Annotated in this window: 17 protein-coding genes; 12 read left to right on the forward strand and 5 right to left on the reverse strand. The window is 71.9% G+C overall.

The window, feature by feature from the left end; genetic code table 11:
• Positions 1–45: 45 nt before the first annotated feature.
• A complete protein-coding gene (locus tag ACWCRJ_RS24720) occupies positions 46–564 on the forward strand; it encodes a gluconokinase (RefSeq protein WP_450941326.1) in 519 nt (172 codons plus the stop codon).
• Positions 565–653: 89 nt separating this feature from the next.
• On the forward strand, positions 654–2,051 hold the full coding sequence (locus ACWCRJ_RS24725; RefSeq protein ID WP_450941327.1) for a GntP family permease: 1,398 nt from the start codon (positions 654–656) through the stop codon (positions 2,049–2,051).
• Between the two features lie 115 nt (positions 2,052–2,166).
• Here the strand turns inward: ACWCRJ_RS24725 and ACWCRJ_RS24730 are convergent, their stop codons facing one another.
• The 3 genes from ACWCRJ_RS24730 to ACWCRJ_RS24740 all read right to left on the reverse strand — a co-directional run bounded on the left by ACWCRJ_RS24730 (position 2,167) and on the right by ACWCRJ_RS24740 (position 5,292).
• Positions 2,167–2,790, reverse strand: coding sequence for a cytochrome b/b6 domain-containing protein (locus ACWCRJ_RS24730; RefSeq protein ID WP_450941328.1), 624 nt, complete (start codon positions 2,788–2,790; stop codon positions 2,167–2,169).
• Positions 2,774–3,547 carry a molybdopterin-dependent oxidoreductase gene (locus tag ACWCRJ_RS24735; protein ID WP_450941329.1) on the reverse strand — a complete coding sequence of 258 codons (774 nt, stop codon included), beginning with the start codon at positions 3,545–3,547 and terminating at the stop codon, positions 2,774–2,776. Before ACWCRJ_RS24735 ends, ACWCRJ_RS24730 begins: the two co-directional genes overlap by 17 nt.
• Positions 3,548–3,636: 89 nt before the next feature.
• Positions 3,637–5,292 carry an FAD-binding dehydrogenase gene (locus ACWCRJ_RS24740; RefSeq protein ID WP_450941330.1) on the reverse strand — a complete coding sequence of 552 codons (1,656 nt, stop codon included), beginning with the start codon at positions 5,290–5,292 and terminating at the stop codon, positions 3,637–3,639.
• Between the two features lie 317 nt (positions 5,293–5,609).
• Here ACWCRJ_RS24740 and ACWCRJ_RS24745 point away from each other — a divergent pair, with 317 nt between their 5' ends.
• The 8 genes from ACWCRJ_RS24745 to ACWCRJ_RS24780 all read left to right on the forward strand — a co-directional run bounded on the left by ACWCRJ_RS24745 (position 5,610) and on the right by ACWCRJ_RS24780 (position 12,238).
• Positions 5,610–6,512, forward strand: coding sequence for a DMT family transporter (locus ACWCRJ_RS24745; RefSeq protein WP_450941331.1), 903 nt, complete (start codon positions 5,610–5,612; stop codon positions 6,510–6,512).
• Between the two features lie 493 nt (positions 6,513–7,005).
• On the forward strand, positions 7,006–7,548 hold the full coding sequence (locus ACWCRJ_RS24750) for an NUDIX hydrolase (protein WP_450941332.1): 543 nt from the start codon (positions 7,006–7,008) through the stop codon (positions 7,546–7,548).
• 10 nt (positions 7,549–7,558) lie between these two features.
• Complete coding sequence (locus tag ACWCRJ_RS24755; RefSeq protein ID WP_450941333.1) at positions 7,559–7,951, forward strand: YidH family protein; 393 nt, start codon at positions 7,559–7,561, stop codon at positions 7,949–7,951.
• The gene (locus tag ACWCRJ_RS24760) at positions 7,948–8,280 is read left to right on the forward strand and encodes a DUF202 domain-containing protein (protein WP_450941334.1); all 333 of its coding nucleotides are present in this window, start codon (positions 7,948–7,950) and stop codon (positions 8,278–8,280) included. The genes ACWCRJ_RS24755 and ACWCRJ_RS24760 overlap by 4 nt, the downstream gene beginning before the upstream one ends.
• 143 nt (positions 8,281–8,423) lie before the next feature.
• Entirely contained in the window at positions 8,424–8,720 is a 297-nt protein-coding gene (locus ACWCRJ_RS24765; protein WP_450941335.1) for a hypothetical protein, read from the forward strand.
• Positions 8,721–8,884: 164 nt separating this feature from the next.
• Positions 8,885–9,796 (forward strand): MBL fold metallo-hydrolase, encoded by a 912-nt coding sequence (locus tag ACWCRJ_RS24770; protein ID WP_450941336.1) that lies wholly within the window; start codon positions 8,885–8,887, stop codon positions 9,794–9,796.
• A 177-nt stretch (positions 9,797–9,973) separates the two neighbouring features.
• Complete coding sequence (locus ACWCRJ_RS24775) at positions 9,974–11,008, forward strand: phosphotransferase family protein (RefSeq protein ID WP_450941432.1); 1,035 nt, start codon at positions 9,974–9,976, stop codon at positions 11,006–11,008.
• A gap of 6 nt (positions 11,009–11,014) precedes the next feature.
• A complete protein-coding gene (locus ACWCRJ_RS24780) occupies positions 11,015–12,238 on the forward strand; it encodes an acyl-CoA dehydrogenase family protein (protein ID WP_450941337.1) in 1,224 nt (407 codons plus the stop codon).
• A 61-nt stretch (positions 12,239–12,299) separates the two neighbouring features.
• Here the strand turns inward: ACWCRJ_RS24780 and ACWCRJ_RS24785 are convergent, their stop codons facing one another.
• The gene (locus ACWCRJ_RS24785) at positions 12,300–12,893 is read right to left on the reverse strand and encodes a TetR/AcrR family transcriptional regulator (RefSeq protein ID WP_450941338.1); all 594 of its coding nucleotides are present in this window, start codon (positions 12,891–12,893) and stop codon (positions 12,300–12,302) included.
• Between the two features lie 133 nt (positions 12,894–13,026).
• Positions 13,027–13,779, reverse strand: a complete 753-nt coding sequence (locus ACWCRJ_RS24790) for an SDR family oxidoreductase (protein WP_450941433.1) — start codon at positions 13,777–13,779, stop codon at positions 13,027–13,029.
• 258 nt (positions 13,780–14,037) lie between these two features.
• Between ACWCRJ_RS24790 and ACWCRJ_RS24795 the strand changes: the two genes are divergently transcribed.
• Together ACWCRJ_RS24795 and ACWCRJ_RS24800 are read left to right on the forward strand one after the other, a co-directional pair.
• Positions 14,038–15,288: an exo-beta-N-acetylmuramidase NamZ family protein gene (locus tag ACWCRJ_RS24795; RefSeq protein WP_450941339.1), complete on the forward strand. Its 1,251-nt coding sequence runs from the start codon at positions 14,038–14,040 to the stop codon at positions 15,286–15,288.
• A gap of 118 nt (positions 15,289–15,406) precedes the next feature.
• Positions 15,407–16,711 (forward strand): serine-threonine protein kinase, encoded by a 1,305-nt coding sequence (locus ACWCRJ_RS24800; RefSeq protein WP_450941340.1) that lies wholly within the window; start codon positions 15,407–15,409, stop codon positions 16,709–16,711.
• Positions 16,712–16,715 lie beyond the last annotated feature (4 nt).

Below are 16,715 nucleotides of genomic sequence, written 5' to 3' on the forward strand. Positions count from 1 at the left end.
ACGTCGGGTGACGTCACAGATGTCGACGAAGACAGCGAGGTAGTGATGCGTACCCCTCATGTCGTCGTGGTGATGGGCGTGGCAGGGACCGGGAAGACCACGATCGGTCCCCTGCTCGCGGCCCGGCTCGGCGTTCCCTACGCCGAGGGCGACGACTTCCACCCCGAGGCCAACATCGCCAAGATGTCGGCCGGGACGCCGCTGGACGACGCGGACCGGGGGCCCTGGCTGGACGCCATCGGCGCGTGGGCCCACGGCCGGGACGGGCTCGGCGGGGTGGTGAGCTGTTCCGCGTTGAAGCGCGCGTACCGGGACCGGTTGAGGGCCGCCGCGCCCGGTGTGGTCTTCCTGCACCTCTCCGGTGACCGGGCGCTCATCGAGGACCGCATGTCCCACCGGCAGGGGCACTTCATGCCGACGGCGCTGCTCGACTCGCAGTTCGCCACGCTGCAGCCGCTGGAGGCGGACGAGGCGGGTGTCGCGGTCGACGTGTCGGGCTCGCCCGAGGAGATCGCCGAGCGGGCGGTCACCGCGCTGCGGGAGACCGGCCCGGCCGGTTCGTAGGGCCGCCGCGGCCCGGCCTCCTCCTCCGCCTCCTTCTTCGCCTTGCTCCCCTCCCCCCTCCCCTCACCCTCTCCACTCAAGGACTCACCGTGACCGGACTCAACGTCGAGTTGCTGGCAGCGGACCCCGTCGAGCCGATCACCTCGGCGGGACACGCGCATCTGGGCATAGCCGTACTGGCGGGCATCGCCGTGATCGTCGTGCTCATCACCAGGTTCAAGGTGCACGCCTTCCTGGCGCTGACCATCGGCTCGCTCGCGCTGGGCGCGTTCGCCGGGGCGCCGCTGGACAAGGCGATCGCGAGCTTCACCACCGGGCTCGGGGCGACCGTGGCCGGGGTGGGCGTGCTCATCGCGCTCGGTGCCATTCTCGGCAAGCTGCTGGCGGACTCGGGCGGCGCCGACCAGATCGTCGACACGATCCTCGCGAAGGCCGGCGGGCGGGCGATGCCGTGGGCGATGGTGCTGATCGCCTCCGTGATCGGGCTGCCGCTGTTCTTCGAGGTCGGGATCGTGCTGCTGATCCCGGTGGTGCTGATGGTCGCCAAGCGCGGCAACTACTCGCTGATGCGCATCGGCATCCCGGCCCTCGCCGGTCTGTCCGTCATGCACGGACTGATCCCGCCGCACCCCGGTCCGCTGGTCGCCATCGACGCGGTACAGGCCGATCTGGGCGTCACGCTGGCGCTGGGGCTGCTGGTGGCGATACCGACCGTGATCATCGCCGGGCCGCTGTTCTCGAAGTACGCCGCGCGCTGGGTGGACGTGCCCGTCCCCGAGCGCATGATCCCCGCGCGCGCCTCGGAGGAGCTGGAGAAGCGGCCGGGGTTCGGCGCGACCATCGCGACCATGCTGCTGCCGGTGGTGCTGATGCTGGCCAAGGCGCTGGTGGACATCGTCGTGGACGATCCCGAGCAGATGGTCCAGCGGGTCTTCGACGTGGCCGGCTCGCCGCTGATCGCGCTGCTCGCGTCCGTGATCGTGGGCATGTTCACGCTGGGGCGGGCGGCCGGGTTCACCAAGGAGCGGCTCGGGTCGACGGTCGAGAAGTCCTTCGCGCCCATCGCGGGCATCCTGCTGATCGTCGGCGCCGGCGGCGGGTTCAAGCAGACGCTCATCGACTCCGGGGTCGGGCGGATGATCCTGGAGATCTCCGAGGACTGGTCGATCCCCGCGCTCGTCCTGGCCTGGCTGATCGCGGTGGCGATCCGGCTGGCCACCGGCTCGGCCACGGTGGCCACGATCTCGGCGGCGGGGCTGGTGGCCCCGCTCGCCGCGGACATGTCGACCACGCACACGGCCCTGCTGGTCCTCGCGATCGGCGCCGGCTCCCTCTTCTTCAGCCATGTCAACGACGCCGGGTTCTGGATGGTGAAGGAGTACTTCGGGATGACCGTCGGCCAGACCATCAAGACCTGGTCGGTGATGGAGACGATCATCTCGGTGGTGGCGGGGGCGATCGTGCTGCTGCTGTCACTGCTGATCTAGGCGTATCACCCGTATCACCCGTACCACCCGTACGACAGACGCCGGTGTCGCCGGTGATCCGGGTGATACGGGTGTACGGGTGCGGGGGACCGGGGGCTCTCGGCCGTGTGCGGCGCTACGGCCGCCACAGCGGGTGTTCCCGGTCCGCCCATTCCCGGCTCACCGAGCCCGTGCGCAGGCCCCGGCGGGCCTCCGGGTCACCCAGGGCCATGCCGATGTGGCCCGCCAGGACGATCCCGATGGTCAGGGCCAGCCAGTCGTGGACGAAGGTCGCGCTGGTGCGCCACATCAGCGGGGTGAGGTGGGTGAACCACATCATCAGGCCCGTGGCGAGCATGACGAGGGTGGCGCCGGCGATCCAGGAGGCGTAGAGCTTCTGGCCCGCGTTGAACTTGGCGGCGGGGCGTGCGCCGGGGGTGCGGCGGCGGGCGGCACGGAGCCAGACGCGGTCGTGCGGGCTCCAGCGGTTCAGCCGGCCGAGGTCCGCGCGGAACGCGCGGGAGGCCAGGCCCGCGAGCACGGGGAGGGGCAGCAGCAGGCCGGCCCACTGGTGGACGGTCACCACGAGCGCCCGGCGGCCGACCAGTTCGGCGAGTGCGGGCACGTAGAGGCAGGCGGCCGTCGCCACGCAGATGCCCATCAAAGCGGCCGTGGTGCGGTGGATCCGGCGTTCGGCGGCCGTGAAGCGGGCTACGCGGGCCTCCGCCAGGACGGGGGGTTCCTCAAGTCGTCGGTTCATCGTCCCGCCCGTTCGATCGGCCGACCCACGCGTCGATGTCGTAGCCCCGCTCCTCCCAGTAGCCCGGCTCGACCTTCTCGGTGACCTCGATGCCGGAGAGCCATTTGGCGGACTTGTAGAAGTACATGGGGGCGACGTACAGGCGGACGGGGCCGCCGTGGTTGTGGCTGATGTCCTTGTCCTGCATACGCAGGGCGACGAGGACGTCCGCGCGGCGGGCCTGTTCGAGGGTGAGGCTCTCGGTGTACGCCCCGTCGAAGCAGGTGAAACGGATCGCGCCCGCCGAGGAGCGCACCCCGGCCGCGTCCAGCAGCGCGGAGAGCCGTACGCCCTCGAACGGGGTGTCCGGGACGCGCCAGCCGGTGACGCACTGGACGTCCTCGACCATCCGGGTCTGCGGGAGGGCGCGCAGGTCGGCGAGGGTGTACGAGGTGGGTCTGTCGACCAGTCCGCCGACGGTGAGGCGGTAGTCCTTCGCGGTCCTGCGGGGGACGGACGCCGTCACCGAGTAGTAGCGGAAGCCGCCGCCGTTGGGGAGCAGACCGGTCAGGCCGGTGGGGTCCTTCTGGGCCGCCTCGCCGAGGAACGCCTCCATGCCGCGCTGGAGGACGGGGGCCGCGGCCACGCCGAGGGCGCCGAGTCCGAGGGTGCCGAGGAGGACACGGCGGCCGACGGGCGCGCCGCGCCCCGGTTCCCTGTCCTCGTCTCCGGGGGGTTCCGCCGGCGCCTGCCGCGCCGTGGGCTGTTCGGGGTTCACTCACTGATTCGAACATCCGCCGCCCCCGTGGGGCCAGCGACGGCGGAGATTCGTCAGGATTCCGTAAGGCTCGGCGGGCCGGTTTCGGCTCAGCCCGTCGCCTTCGCCGCCGCCCGGCCCGCCGTGCGGCCGGAGAACAGGCAGCCGCCGAGGAACGTGCCCTCCAGGGAGCGGTAACCGTGCACACCGCCGCCGCCGAAGCCCGCGGCCTCGCCCGCCGCGTACACGCCCTCCAGCGGGTCGCCGCCCTCGGTGAGGACGCGGGAGGAGAGGTCGGTCTCCAGGCCGCCGAGGGTCTTGCGGGTCAGGATGTTCAGCCGGACGGCGATCAGCGGACCCGCCTTGGGGTCGAGGATGCGGTGCGGGGTGGCGGTGCGGATGAGCTTGTCGCCGAGGTAGTTGCGGGCCCCTCGGATCGCCATCACCTGGAGGTCCTTGGTGAAGGGGTTGGCGACCTCCCGGTCCCGGGAGACGATCTCGCGGCGCAGTTCGGCCTCGTCGATCAGCGGTTCCTTCGTGAGCGCGTTCATGCCGCGGACGAGGGAGCCGAGGTCCTTCTCGACGACGAAGTCGACGCCCTTTTCCATGAAGGCCTTGACCGGCGCGGGCACGTCCGCGCGGGCCCGGATGAAGACGTCCTTGACGGACTTGCCGGTCAGGTCGGGGTTCTGCTCGGAGCCGGAGAGGGCGAACTCCTTGCCGATGATCTTCTGGTCGAGCACGAACCAGGTGTAGTCGTACCCGGTCTTCATGATGTGCTCCAGCGTGCCCAGGGTGTCGAAGCCGGGGAACAGCGGGACCGGGAGCCGCTTGCCGCGGGCGTCCAGCCAGAGCGAGGACGGGCCGGGCAGGACGCGGATGCCGTGGTTCTCCCAGATGGGGTTCCAGTTCTCGATGCCCTCGGTGTAGTGCCACATCCGGTCACGGTTGATGAGGTGGGCGCCCGCCTCCTCGGCGATGCCGAGCATCCGGCCGTCGACGTGCGCCGGCACGCCGGAGATCATCTTCTCCGGGGCCTTGCCGAGGCGCTCGGGCCAGTTGGCGCGGACGAGGTCGTGGTTGCCGCCGATGCCGCCGGAGGTGACGATCACCGCCTGGGCCTTCAGTTCGAAGGCGCCGGTGACGTCGCGGTTGCTGGGCCGGCCCCGCTCGATGGTCGACGGCTCCAGGATCTCGCCGGTGACGGTGTCGACGGCGCCCGCGCTGCGCGCGAGGCCGGTCACCCGGTGCCGGAACTTCAGCTGGACGAGCCCCCGGGCCACGCCCTCGCGCACCCGGCGCTCGAAGGGCTCCACGAGGCCGGGGCCGGTGCCCCAGGTGATGTGGAAGCGGGGGACGGAGTTGCCGTGGCCGTTGGCGTCGTACCCGCCGCGCTCGGCCCAGCCGACCACCGGGAAGAACCGGACGCCCTGGCGGTGCAGCCAGGACCGCTTCTCGCCGGCCGCGAAGTCGACGTACGCCTCGGCCCACTTGCGCGGCCAGTGGTCCTCCTCGCGGTCGAAGGCGGCCGTGCCCATCCAGTCCTGGAGGGCGAGCGCGTGGCTGTCCTTGATACGCAGGCGGCGCTGCTCGGGCGAGTCGACGAAGAAGAGTCCGCCGAAGGACCAGTGCGCCTGGCCGCCGATCGACTGCTCCGGCTCCTGGTCGAGGAGGATCACCTTGCGGCCCGCGTCGACGAGCTCCGCGGTCGCCGCGAGCCCCGCGAGGCCTGCCCCGATCACGATCACATCTGCGTCGTACGACATTCGAGGACGTCCTCTCGGGAACGGGTCGGGCGGAGGGTGGGCCAGGGAAGGCAGGCCGAAGCAGGCCGGGCACGGCCCTGCGCCTTGTTACTGACCGGTCAGCAGCTCTGGCATCAGATCCTTCGGCAGAAGGAGTGACCTAGTCAACTGCCAAGGTGTGTCTCCTCCCACGGACAGGTTCCGGCGGGGGCGACTACAGTCGGTCGAATACGTATCGGGCCACCCGTCGGGGCACAAATCACCCTCCGGCCGGGATGCCTGGCGGATGCCCCCGGGGGTACCCGCCGTGGTCCGTCCGACGACCCGAGGTTTTCCGCGTGTCGGTACTTGTTCTTCTTCTCGCCGTGGGCGCCGCCTGCTGTCTGGGCTTCGGCTTCGTTCTCCAGCAGCAGGCCGCCTCGCACGCCCCGCTGGGCGACTTCCTCTCGCCCCGGCTGCTGCTCGACCTGATCCGGGTGCCGCGCTGGCTCGGCGGCATCGGACTGATGGTGTGCGGAATGGCACTGGGCGCGGTCGCGCTCGGCCGGGGTGAGGTCACCCTCGTGGAACCGCTCCTCGCGACCAACCTCCTCTTCGCGCTCGGCCTCTCCCGCCGGCAGACCCGTCAGCCGCTGGGCCGCCAGGGCTGGGCGGGGCTGGTGCTGCTCGCGGGCGGGGTCACCGCGTTCATCGTCGCCGGGCGGCCGGAGGGCGGGGCGGCGGTCGGCGGCCCCTTCCGGCAGTGGCTGATCATCGGCGTCATGGTGGGGCTCGCGCTGTTGCTCACGGCCTACGCGAAGCGGTCCCGGCTGAGTGCCGCGCCGGTCCTCCTCGCGGTCGCCGCCGGGCTGCTCTACGGCGTCCAGGACGCGCTCACCCGGGTCAGCGGGCAGCTGTTCGGCGAGGGCGGCTGGGGCGGGCTGCTCACCTCGTGGCAGCCGTACGGGGTCGCGCTGCTCGGGGTGACCGGGCTCCTCCTCGTGCAGAGCGCGTTCGAGACGGGGCCGCTGCGGATGTCGCTGCCCGCGCTGACCGCCGCGCAGCCGCTGGCGGGGATCGCGTGCGGGGTGGGGTTCCTGGGGGACCGGCTGCGGATGGACGCGGGCGCTCTCGCGTGGGAGGCGGCGGGGTTGGCGGGGGTTGTGGTGGGGGTGGTGCTTCTCGGGATGCATCCGGCGATGCCGTGCGGCTCCGCCGGGGGGCGGGAGGGTGGGGTGCGGATGGATGCGGGTGCCTCATAGGTCGGGGGTGCGGGTGGGGTGGCGGGTGCGGGTGGGCGCCTTATGGGTCGGGGGTGCGGGTTGTGTGGCGGGTGCGGGTGGGTGGGGGTTGTTCGCGCAGTTCCCCGCGCCCCTGAAAAGCGGCGGGCTCGGGCTATGCCGTCGACGGGCGTCAGAGTGTGGGGTGCGGGTGGGCGCCTTATGGGTCGGGGGTGCGGGTTGTGTGGCGGGTGCGGGTGGGTGGGGGTTGTTCGCGCAGTTCCCCGCGCCCCTGAAAAGCGGCGGGCTCGGGCCATGCCGTTGATGGTCGCGTAGATCCTGGCGCGCCTGAAAAGCGGCGGGCTGAGGCCATGCCGTTGATGGTCGCGTAGATCCTGGCGCGCCTGAAAAGCGCCGGGCTCGGGCCATGCCCTTGATAGTCGTGCAGAGCCTCGCGGCCCTGAAAAGCGGCGGGGTCGGGCCATGTCGTCGGCCGGGGCCTCGTGGCCGGTGCGGCAGCGTTCACAATGAGGGCATGAGTGCCGCCGACGAGATTCTTGACATCGTGGATGAGGGCGACCGCGTCATCGGGCAGGTTCCGCGGGGGGAGGCGTATGCCCGGGGGTTGCGGCATCGGGCCGTGTTCGTGCTGGTCAGGGACGGGGACGGGCGGGTGTTCGTGCATCGCCGGACGGACACGAAGCTGATCTTCCCCTCGCTGTACGACATGTTCGTGGGCGGCGTCGTCGGGGCGGGCGAGTCCTACGACGACGCGGCCCTGCGCGAGGCCGAGGAGGAGCTGGGGGTCTCCGGGCTGCCCCGGCCCGACCCGCTGTTCAGGTTCCTCTACGACGACGGGGCCGGGCGTACCTGGTGGTCGGCGGTGTACGAGGTCCGCTGCGAGCTGCCGGTGGACCCGCAGGCGGAGGAGGTCGCCTGGCACGGGTTCCTGACGGAGGCCGAGGTGGAGCGGCGGCTGGGCGAGTGGGAGTGGGTGCCGGACGGGGTGGCGGCGTACGAGCGGCTGAGGGCGAGAGGAAGCCGGGAGGCCGGTCTGGGCCCGGAAGTCGACCGGTAATGTCCTACACGTGATCGAATTTGCACGGAACGTCCGCCTCTGGTTCGTCCCCGGGGACATCCGGGAGGAAGGCCGTACCCCGGACTACCGGTTCTCCCTGGCCAACGAGCGGACGTTCCTCGCCTGGCTGCGCACCTCGCTCGCCCTGATCGGCGGCGGTTTCGCGGTGGACCAGTTCCTGCCGGACCTGCGCTGGGGCTGGCGCGTCGGGCTCGCGCTGGTCCTGCTGGGCGCCGGGGTGCTGTGCGCGTTGCGGGCGGTCAACCACTGGGTGCGCTGCGAGCGGGCGATGCGGCGCGGGGAGGATCTGCCGGTGTCCCGTTTCCCGGCGGTGCTCGGCATCCTCGTCGCCGTGGTGGCGGTCGCCATGGTCGCCGTGGTCCTGCTCCGGTGGGAGGGGTGAGCCCGTCCTCCGCCGCGCCGGAGCCCGCCGATCGCGACCCCGGCCTCCAGCCCGAGCGCACCCGGCTCGCCTGGCGGCGTACGACCCTCGCGGGTGCCGTGGCCGCCGTACTCGCGGCGAAGTCCGCTCTGCACGGCGGTCCGTCGACAGCCGGAGTGCTGGCCGCGGCCCTGTCCGCGGTGCTGTGGCTGGGCTTCCTGACGCTCGCCCATCGCCGTATCCACATCCTGGCGGCCTCCCGCCCGCCCGTCCTGTCGCCCCGGGTCGCCACGACGGCCGTCCTGTGCGTGATCGCCCTCGCGGTGTGCGGCGCGGCCCTGGTGTTCTGACCTCACGGACCGCGAAGGAGAGCTATCGGGCAAACCGAAGACAGGGCAGGTCTTGGCCTGTGCATGGGGTTTCCAAAGGGAGAAATGGGGCTTGTGTGCCTAGCCTGGACAGGTCACCCCCCGTCCCACCGAAGGTGAGCGCGATGACCACCCTGCATCAGGAGCACCCGGTCCACGACCACGACCACAGCCCCACCTGCGGGCACACCGCCGTGTCGCACGGTGACCACACCGACTACGCGCACGACGGACATCTGCACCGCGAGCACTCCGGCCACTGGGACGAGTGCGAGCCGAACGGGCACACCGCCCACGACGGGCACGCCCACGAGCACGGTGAGGACTGCGGGCACCAGGCGGTCACGCACGGCGACCACGTGGACTACGTGCACGACGGACACCGGCACGCCGCCCACGACGGGCACTGGGACGACCACTGACGGTACCGACGGTACCGACGGCGACAACGGCCGGGCACGGACGCCGGCACCGGCATCGTCGCCCCGCGCCGAATCCATACCCCCCGGTTTCCCCCGGATCGTCGCCGACTGGCAGGCTCTGACCACCAGTTGGCGATCGATCCGGGGGGACGAAGGGGGTCACCATGACCGCGGAAGAGCCGTACACCGTCGAGCTCGCGAGCGACGTGTACGCGTATGTGCAGCCGGACGGCGGATGGTGTCTGAACAACTCGGGTTTCGTGAGTGACGGGACCACCACTCTGCTCGTGGACACGGCGGCGACCGAGCGCCGCACCCGTGCCCTCGGCGCCGCGCTCGACGCGACCGGCGTCCCGAAACCCCGTCTCCTGGTCAACACCCACCACCACGGGGACCACACCTACGGCAACGGCTTCTTCACGCCGTCCGCCACCCTCGTCTCGCACTCGGCCTGCCGCCGCGAGGCCCTCGCCAGCGGGCAGCACCTTCATCTGCTGTGGCCGGAGACCGACTTCGGCGCGGTCGACATCCGGGGCGCGGACATCACGTACGACGACCGTCTGACGCTGCACGTCGGCGACATCGAGGCCCAGGTCATCCACCCCGGCGTCTCCCACACGGTCGGCGACTCCGTCGTCTGGCTGCCGCACCGGCGGGTGCTGTTCGCGGGGGACCTGGTCTTCGAGGGCGGGACGCCGTTCTTCCTGATGGGCTCGCTCAGCGGTTCGCTGCGCGCGCTGGCCCTGCTGCGCGAGCTGGGCGCCGAGACCGTCGTACCGGGGCACGGGCCCGTCACGGACCCCTCCGCGTTCGACCGGGCGGAGCGGTACACGCGGTTCGTGGCCGAGGTTGCCGAGAAGTCGCACGCGGCGGGGCTGACACCGCTGGAGGCGGCGCGGAACACGGATCTCGGGCAGTACGCCGAGCTGCCCGAGAGCGAGCGGCTGGTGGCGAACCTGCACCGGGCCTACGCCGAGCTGGAGGGGAAGCCCGAGGGCGAGGGCGTCGACCCGTTCGCCGGGTTCATGGACATGGCCACCGTCAACGGCGGGGAGATGATGACCTGCCACGCCTGACGGCGCCGCACGGGATCCGGCCGCGCTCGGCCGGATCCCGTCGGTACGTCGACGGACGCCGTCGGGACGCGTCGGGATCCCGTCGAGACTCCGATCACTTTCGTGTCACCCACTGGACGACATACCGACCGGTCGGCATCATGAGACGAGTCCCGTTCACCGTGTGTAGGAGCGATGATGCACCCAGACCACCCGCCAGGTCTCGATCCCGATCGGCTCCGCGTCCTGCTCGACGCCGAGCGGCCCGGACTCGTGGGCGGCCCGCTCACCGGCCGGCTGATCGAGGGCGGACGGTCGAACCTGACGTACGAGGTCACCGACGGCACCGCGAAGTGGGTCGTACGGCGCCCTCCGCTGGGCCATGTGCTGGCGACCGCGCACGACATGAGGCGCGAGCACCGCGTGATCAGCGCGCTGCACACCACCGACGTGCCGGTGCCGCGTCCCGTGCTGTTCTGCGACGACGAGGACGTGCTCGGCGCGCCCTTCTACGTCATGGACTTCGTCGAGGGCACCCCCTACCGCACCGCCGGGCAGCTGGCGCCGCTGGGCGCGGAGCGCACCCGGGCCGCCGTGCTGGGCCTGGTCGACACCCTCGTCGAACTGCACGCGGTGGACCCCGCCGAGGTGGGCCTCGCCGACTTCGGACGCCCGGAGGGCTTCCTCGACCGGCAGCTGCGGCGCTGGGGCAAGCAGTTGGACGCGTCCCGCAACCGTGAACTGGCCGGCATCGACGAACTGCACGCGGCCCTGGGACGCCGGCTGCCCCACTCCCCCGCGCCGGCCGTCGTACACGGCGACTACCGCCTGGACAACGTGCTGCTCGGCGACGACGACCGGATCAGGGCCATCCTCGACTGGGAGATGTCCACCCTCGGCGATCCGCTCACCGACCTGGGCCTGCTGGTGATGTACAGCGTGCCGCTCGCCCTGCCCGACTCGCCGGTCTCCACGACCGCGGCGGCCGCCGGGCACCCGGATCCGGCCGAGATCGTCGAACGGTACGCGGCCCGTTCGGGCCGCGACGTCTCCTCGGTGTCCTGGTACACGGCCTTCGCGTGGTTCAAGCTCGCCGTGATCCTGGAGGGCATCCACTACCGGTACACACTCGGCCAGACGGTCGGCCGCGGCTTCGACCGCATCGGCGACCTGGTCCCCGTCTTCATCGAACACGGCCTGACGACTCTCCGCGCCGGCACCCAGGAAGGCTGACCCGCCATGGACTTCGCATTCGACGCCCGCACGGAGGAGCTGCGCAGCAGGCTCCTCGCCTTCATGGACGCGTACGTGTACCCGGCGGAAGCCGTGGCCGAGGAGCAGCGGGCCGGGCTCGCCTCTCCGTGGGACACGCCCGCCGTGGTGGAGGACCTGAAGGCCGAGGCACGCCGGCAGGGCCTGTGGAACCTCTTCCTGCCCGACTCCGAGTACGGCGCGGGGCTCACCAACCTGCAGTACGCTCCGCTCGCCGAGATCACGGGCCGCTCCCCGCAGTTGGCGCCGACCGCGCTGAACTGCGCCGCGCCCGACACGGGCAACATGGAGGTGCTGAGCCAGTTCGGCGACGAGGCGCAGAAGAAGCAGTGGCTGGAGCCGCTGCTCGCCGGTGAGATCCGGTCGGCGTTCGCGATGACCGAACCGGAGGTGGCCTCCTCGGACGCCACCAACATCACCACGCTGATCGAGCGAGCCTCCGACGGCACGGACGACTATGTCGTCAACGGCCGCAAGTGGTACATCTCCGGGGCCATGAACCCCGACTGCCGGATCTTCATCGTGATGGGCAAGACGGACCCGGACGGGGCCGACATCCGCCGCCAGCAGTCGATGATCCTGGTCCCGCGTGACACTCCGGGTGTCACGGTACGACGGGCCATGCAGGTGTTCGGATACGAGGACCACTCCCACGGCGGCCACGCCGAGGTGGTCTTCGACAACGCGCGGGTGCCGGCCGCCAACCTGATCGGCGAGGAGGGCGGCGGTTTCGCCATCGCGCAGGCGCGGCTCGGACCGGGGCGCATCCACCACTGCATGCGGCTGATCGGGATGGCCGAGCGGGCCATCGAGCTGATGTGCCGGCGTGCGGTGGCCCGGGAGGCCTTCGGCAAGGCGCTGGCGCAGCAGGGGGTCGTGCACAACTGGATCGCCGACGCCCGGGTGGCGGTGGAGCAGCTGCGGCTGCTGGTGCTGAAGACGGCGTGGATGATGGACACGGTGGGCAACAAAGGGGCTCACGCGGAGATCCAGGCGATCAAGATCGCTACGCCTCGGACGGTCGTGGACATCATCGACCGGGCCATCCAGCTGCACGGCGCCGGGGGTGTCAGTCAGGACTTCCCGCTGGCCGAGCTGTACGCGGGGGCGCGGACGCTGATGATCGCGGACGGGCCGGACGAGGTGCACCAGCGGTCGCTGGCACGGCGGGAGCTCAAGCGGTACGTGTGAGCGGGGGGGTGCGCTCTCGGGTGCGGGTGCGGGTGCCTGGCCCGCACCCGACGGCGCTCCCCTACGGCCGCAGCGCGCGCAGCAGCAGGTCCGCCAGGTGGTCCGCGAGCTCCTGCGGGCCCATCGGACCGTCGGGGCGGTACCACGTCGACAGGTGGTGGACCGAGCCGAAGTGGTAGTCGACGACCAGGTCCGCCGGGGTCGCCTTCGAGAAGACGCCGGCCTCCTGGCCCTCCTCCACGAGCGCGCGGAAACGCTCGTGGTACCGACGGCGTTCCGCGCGGACCTGCTTGTTCTTCTCCGGACTCAGATGGTGCATGGACCGGAAGAAGATCATCGCGTCGTCGAGGTTGTCGATGGTGGTCACCACGACATCGGCGGCGGCACCCCGCAACCGCTCCTCGACCGGCGCGTCGGCCCCCGCGAACGCGTCGAGCCGCTCCTGCTGGATGCGCAGGACGCGCGCGTACACCTCGTGCAGCAGGTCGTCCTTGGAACCGAAGTAGTGGTACAGCGCGCCCTTGGTGACACCGGCCGCCTCGACGATCTCCTGCACGGAGGTGCGGTCGTAGCCCCGCTCGGCGAAGAGCCGGGTGGCGGCGGCGAGCAACCGCTGCGGGACGGGCGTACCGTCTCCGTCCGTCGTCCTGGGCACTGCCGCCACCTGCCTTCCGAGGTTCTGTCGTCGCCTGCCGGTCGCCTGTCGGCCGGTTCCCCACCGGCCGGAACCGGGCGCTCCCACCGGAGGATCATCCCACCCTCCGGCAGGCGTCCGCCGGGCAGGGCGGTCAGCCTGTCGTCTCCCACTTCTGCTGGATGTGGTTCATGTTCGTCAGCCAGCGGTCCGGGTCGGCGGCCCTGGCCTGGTAGAAACCGGCCACCTCGGGGTGCGGCAGGATCAGGAAGCGGTCCTTGTCGATGCCCTCGAAGAGCGCGTCGGCCACGTCCTCGGGCTCGATCGCGGTCGGTGTGAGCACCAGGTCGCCCGCGCTGCCGGAGGCGGTCAGCATGTCGGTGCGCACGCCCTGCGGGCAGATCGCGTGAACCTTGACGCCCCGGTGCCGGTAGGTGAGGGACAGCCATTCGGCGAAGGCGTACGCCCCGTGCTTGGTGACGCTGTAGGGCGCCGCGCCGATCATCGTGAGCAGCCCGGCCGCCGAGACGGTCGAGACGAAACGCCCGCTGCCCCGCTCCAGCCACGCCGGCAGCAGCTCGTGGGCCGCCCGGACGTGGGCCATGACGTTGACGTCCCAGGCGAGCGCCCAGACCTTCTCGTCGGCCGCTTCCGTCCCACCGGAGGCGAGTCCGGCATTCGCGCAGTAGACGTCCACGGTGCCGCCGAGCGCGTCCCGTGCCGCCGGGACGATCACGGACGCGTCCCCGGGGATCGCGGTCCCGCCGATCTCGTCGGCCACGGCCTTCGCCCGGTCGCCGTCCAGGTCGTTCACGACGACCCGCGCGCCCTCGGCCGCGAACCGGCGGGCCAGAGCGGCCCCGATCCCGCCACCGGCTCCGGTGACGACCACACCCGCACCCCGCACGCTTCCCACGACCGGACTCCTTTGGACGCGACTTGTCTGACCGGCCGCGAACGGCCCGTCCGACTCTTCGGACAGTCAGACTAACCGGTCGGTATGTCGTGGAGAAAGGGCTCCGCCGGGCGCACCCGCCCGGGGGCGCGGGAAGCGCGCGACCCGCCGGGCACGGCCCGCGCGGTGACGAACCGCCCGCGGAAGCGCTTAGCTTGCCTGTACGCCCCTCCCCCGCCCCTTCCCGACCGCGACCCGGAGGTCACCCCCATGCGCCTCTCCCGCCGCACGTTCCTCGCCGCCTCCACGGCGGCCACCGCCTCCTCGGCGGCCTCGGCCGGCCTCGCCGCTCCCCCGGCCGGAGCGACCGGCCCACGGCTGCGCACCGGCTTCGAGCGCCTGGCCGCCGACGGCTACCGGACCCTCGACGGCCAGAAGGCCGGCATCGTCACCAACCCCACCGGCGTCACCCGGGACGCCCGCCACATCGTCGACGTGATGCACGCCGACGACCGCGTGGACCTCAGGGCCGTCTTCGGCCCGGAGCACGGCTTCCGGGGCACCGCCCAGGCCGGCGGCTCCGAGGGCCGGCACGACGACCCGGCGACCGGGCTGCCGGTCTACGACACGTACCTCAAGAGCGGCCGCCCCCTCGCGGACATCTTCACCGCCTCCGGCGTGGACACGGTCGTCTTCGACATCCAGGACGTGGGCGCCCGCTTCTACACCTACATCTGGACGCTGTACGACTGCATGGAGGCGGCCCGGCTGGCGGGGAAGCGTTTCGTCGTCCTGGACCGGCCGAACCCGGTGACCGGGCGGAGCGCCCAGGGGCCCGTGCTGCACAAGGAGTTCGCGACGTTCGTCGGGCGCCAGCCCATCGCGCAGGCGCACGGGATGACGGTGGCGGAGCTGGCCCGGCTGTTCAACGGGGAGTTCCTCACCGAGCCCGTACCGCTGGAGACCGTACTGATGTCGGGGTGGAAGCGGTCGTGGTTCCACGAGGACTCCGGGCTGCCCTGGGTGCCGCCGAGCCCGAACATGCCGACACCGGACACCGCCCTCGTGTACGCGGGGACGTGTCTCTTCGAGGGGACGAACCTGTCGGAGGGGCGCGGCACCACGCGGCCGTTCGAGCTGCTCGGCGCGGAGGGCGTCGACCGGCGGTGGGCGGCCGCCGCGAACGAACTCGGCCTGCCCGGCGCGCACTTCAGGGAGGCGTACTTCGCGCCGACGTTCTCCAAGTTCCAGGGGAAGACCATCGGGGGCGTACAGATCCATGTCCACGACCGGGCCGCGTACGACCCCGTGCGCACCGGGATCGGCCTGCTCGTGACCGCCAGGAAGGTGTGGAGCGGGTTCGCGTGGCGTCCGGACAACTGGATCGACAAGCTGACCGGTTCGGCGCGGGTGCGGACGATGATCGACGCGGGGGCGGACACCGGCGAGGTCGTGGCGGGCTGGCGGGAGGAGCTGGCGGCGTTCCGCAGGGTGCGCAGGGAGTATCTGCTCTACCGGTAGCGGGGGCGTCGAAAGCCGTGCGTACCTGACGTATGGCCATCCTTCGCCGTTGGCAGGACCATGCGCGTGAGCGCACCACCAGCGGGGCCGAAGGGGGCTCGTCGTGGCGGATCCGGAAATGAGCGTGACTCCCTACTGGGAACTGACCTTCGACGCCGACGGTGACGTCGACACCGGTCAGCGGGACCGGCTGCTCGGCGGGGTTCGCCGGCGCGGGGTCGTGGATCTGGTCGTCTTCGCGCACGGCTGGAACAGCGACCGGTCCGGCGCGAGGGAGCTCTACAGCCGCTTCCTCGCCCCGTTCCCGGGGCTGGCGCCGCACGCGAAGCTCGGATACGTGGGCGTGCTGTGGCCCTCGATGCGGTTCTCGGACGAGCCGATCCCGGATCTCGAACCGGCCCCGGCCGTGGCGCCCCGCCGCCCCGCGCTCGACAAGAAGACCCGGCTCGCGCTGTCGGAGGTCTTCCCCGGGCGGGCCGTCGTCGTCGAGCGGATCGCCCGGCTGCTGGAGGAGCGTGCGGACGACGGCCCCTCGCTGGAGGAGTTCGGGCGGCTCGTGCGGCTGCTGGTGGAGGTGCCGGCCCAGGGGCCGCAGGACGCGTGCGCGGCGGACACGGTCGCGGCGGGGGTGCCGGAGGGCGTGCCCGGGATGCTGTGCGGGGACACGGCGGCCGTCTGCGCGGACTTCGCGGCGGCGCTGGCGGAGGTCGAGACCTCGGGGGTGATGACGGGGGCCGTGCCCACCCCGCCGCAGGCGTGGGACGGCGCCCATGAACTCCTGCGCCAGGCCACGTACTTCGCGATGAAACGGCGTGCGGGGACGGTCGGCGAGCGGGGGCTCGGGCGACTGCTCGGCGGGCTCGCGCGGACGGCACCGGAGGTGCGGGTGCACCTCGTCGGGCACAGCTTCGGTGCGCGTCTGGTGTCGTTCGCGCTGCGGGGGCTGCCCGAGGGTGTGCGGACGGTGAAGTCGGTGACGCTTCTCCAGGCGGCCTTCTCACACTACGCGTTCGCGGCGCGGCTGCCCCACGACCACCGCGCGAGCGGGGTGCTCGACGGACGGCACAGGCGCATCGACGGGCCGTTGGTGTGCTGCCACTCCAGACACGACTCGGCGCTCGGGACCATCTACCCGCTCGCCTCCCGGATGGCGGGCGACGCGCGGACGGTGCTGGGCCTGAGCGTGAACAGCCTCCTCGGCACCAAGTGGGGAGCCCTCGGGTACGGCGGGGTGCGGGCTGTCGAGGGCACCCGGTCGTTCAAGCTGGCCGACGTCCTGCGGGCCCAGTTGCCGGCCTCGGGCTGCGTGAACGTGGACGCGGCGGCGGTGGTGCGGCGCGGCGGGGCACCGTCCGGGGCGCACAGTGACATCTGCCACCGGGAGTTGGCGCGGGTGGTGCTGGCGGCGGGCCGTATCGTCTGATCCC

Source organism: Streptomyces sp. NPDC002324 (assembly GCF_053593335.1).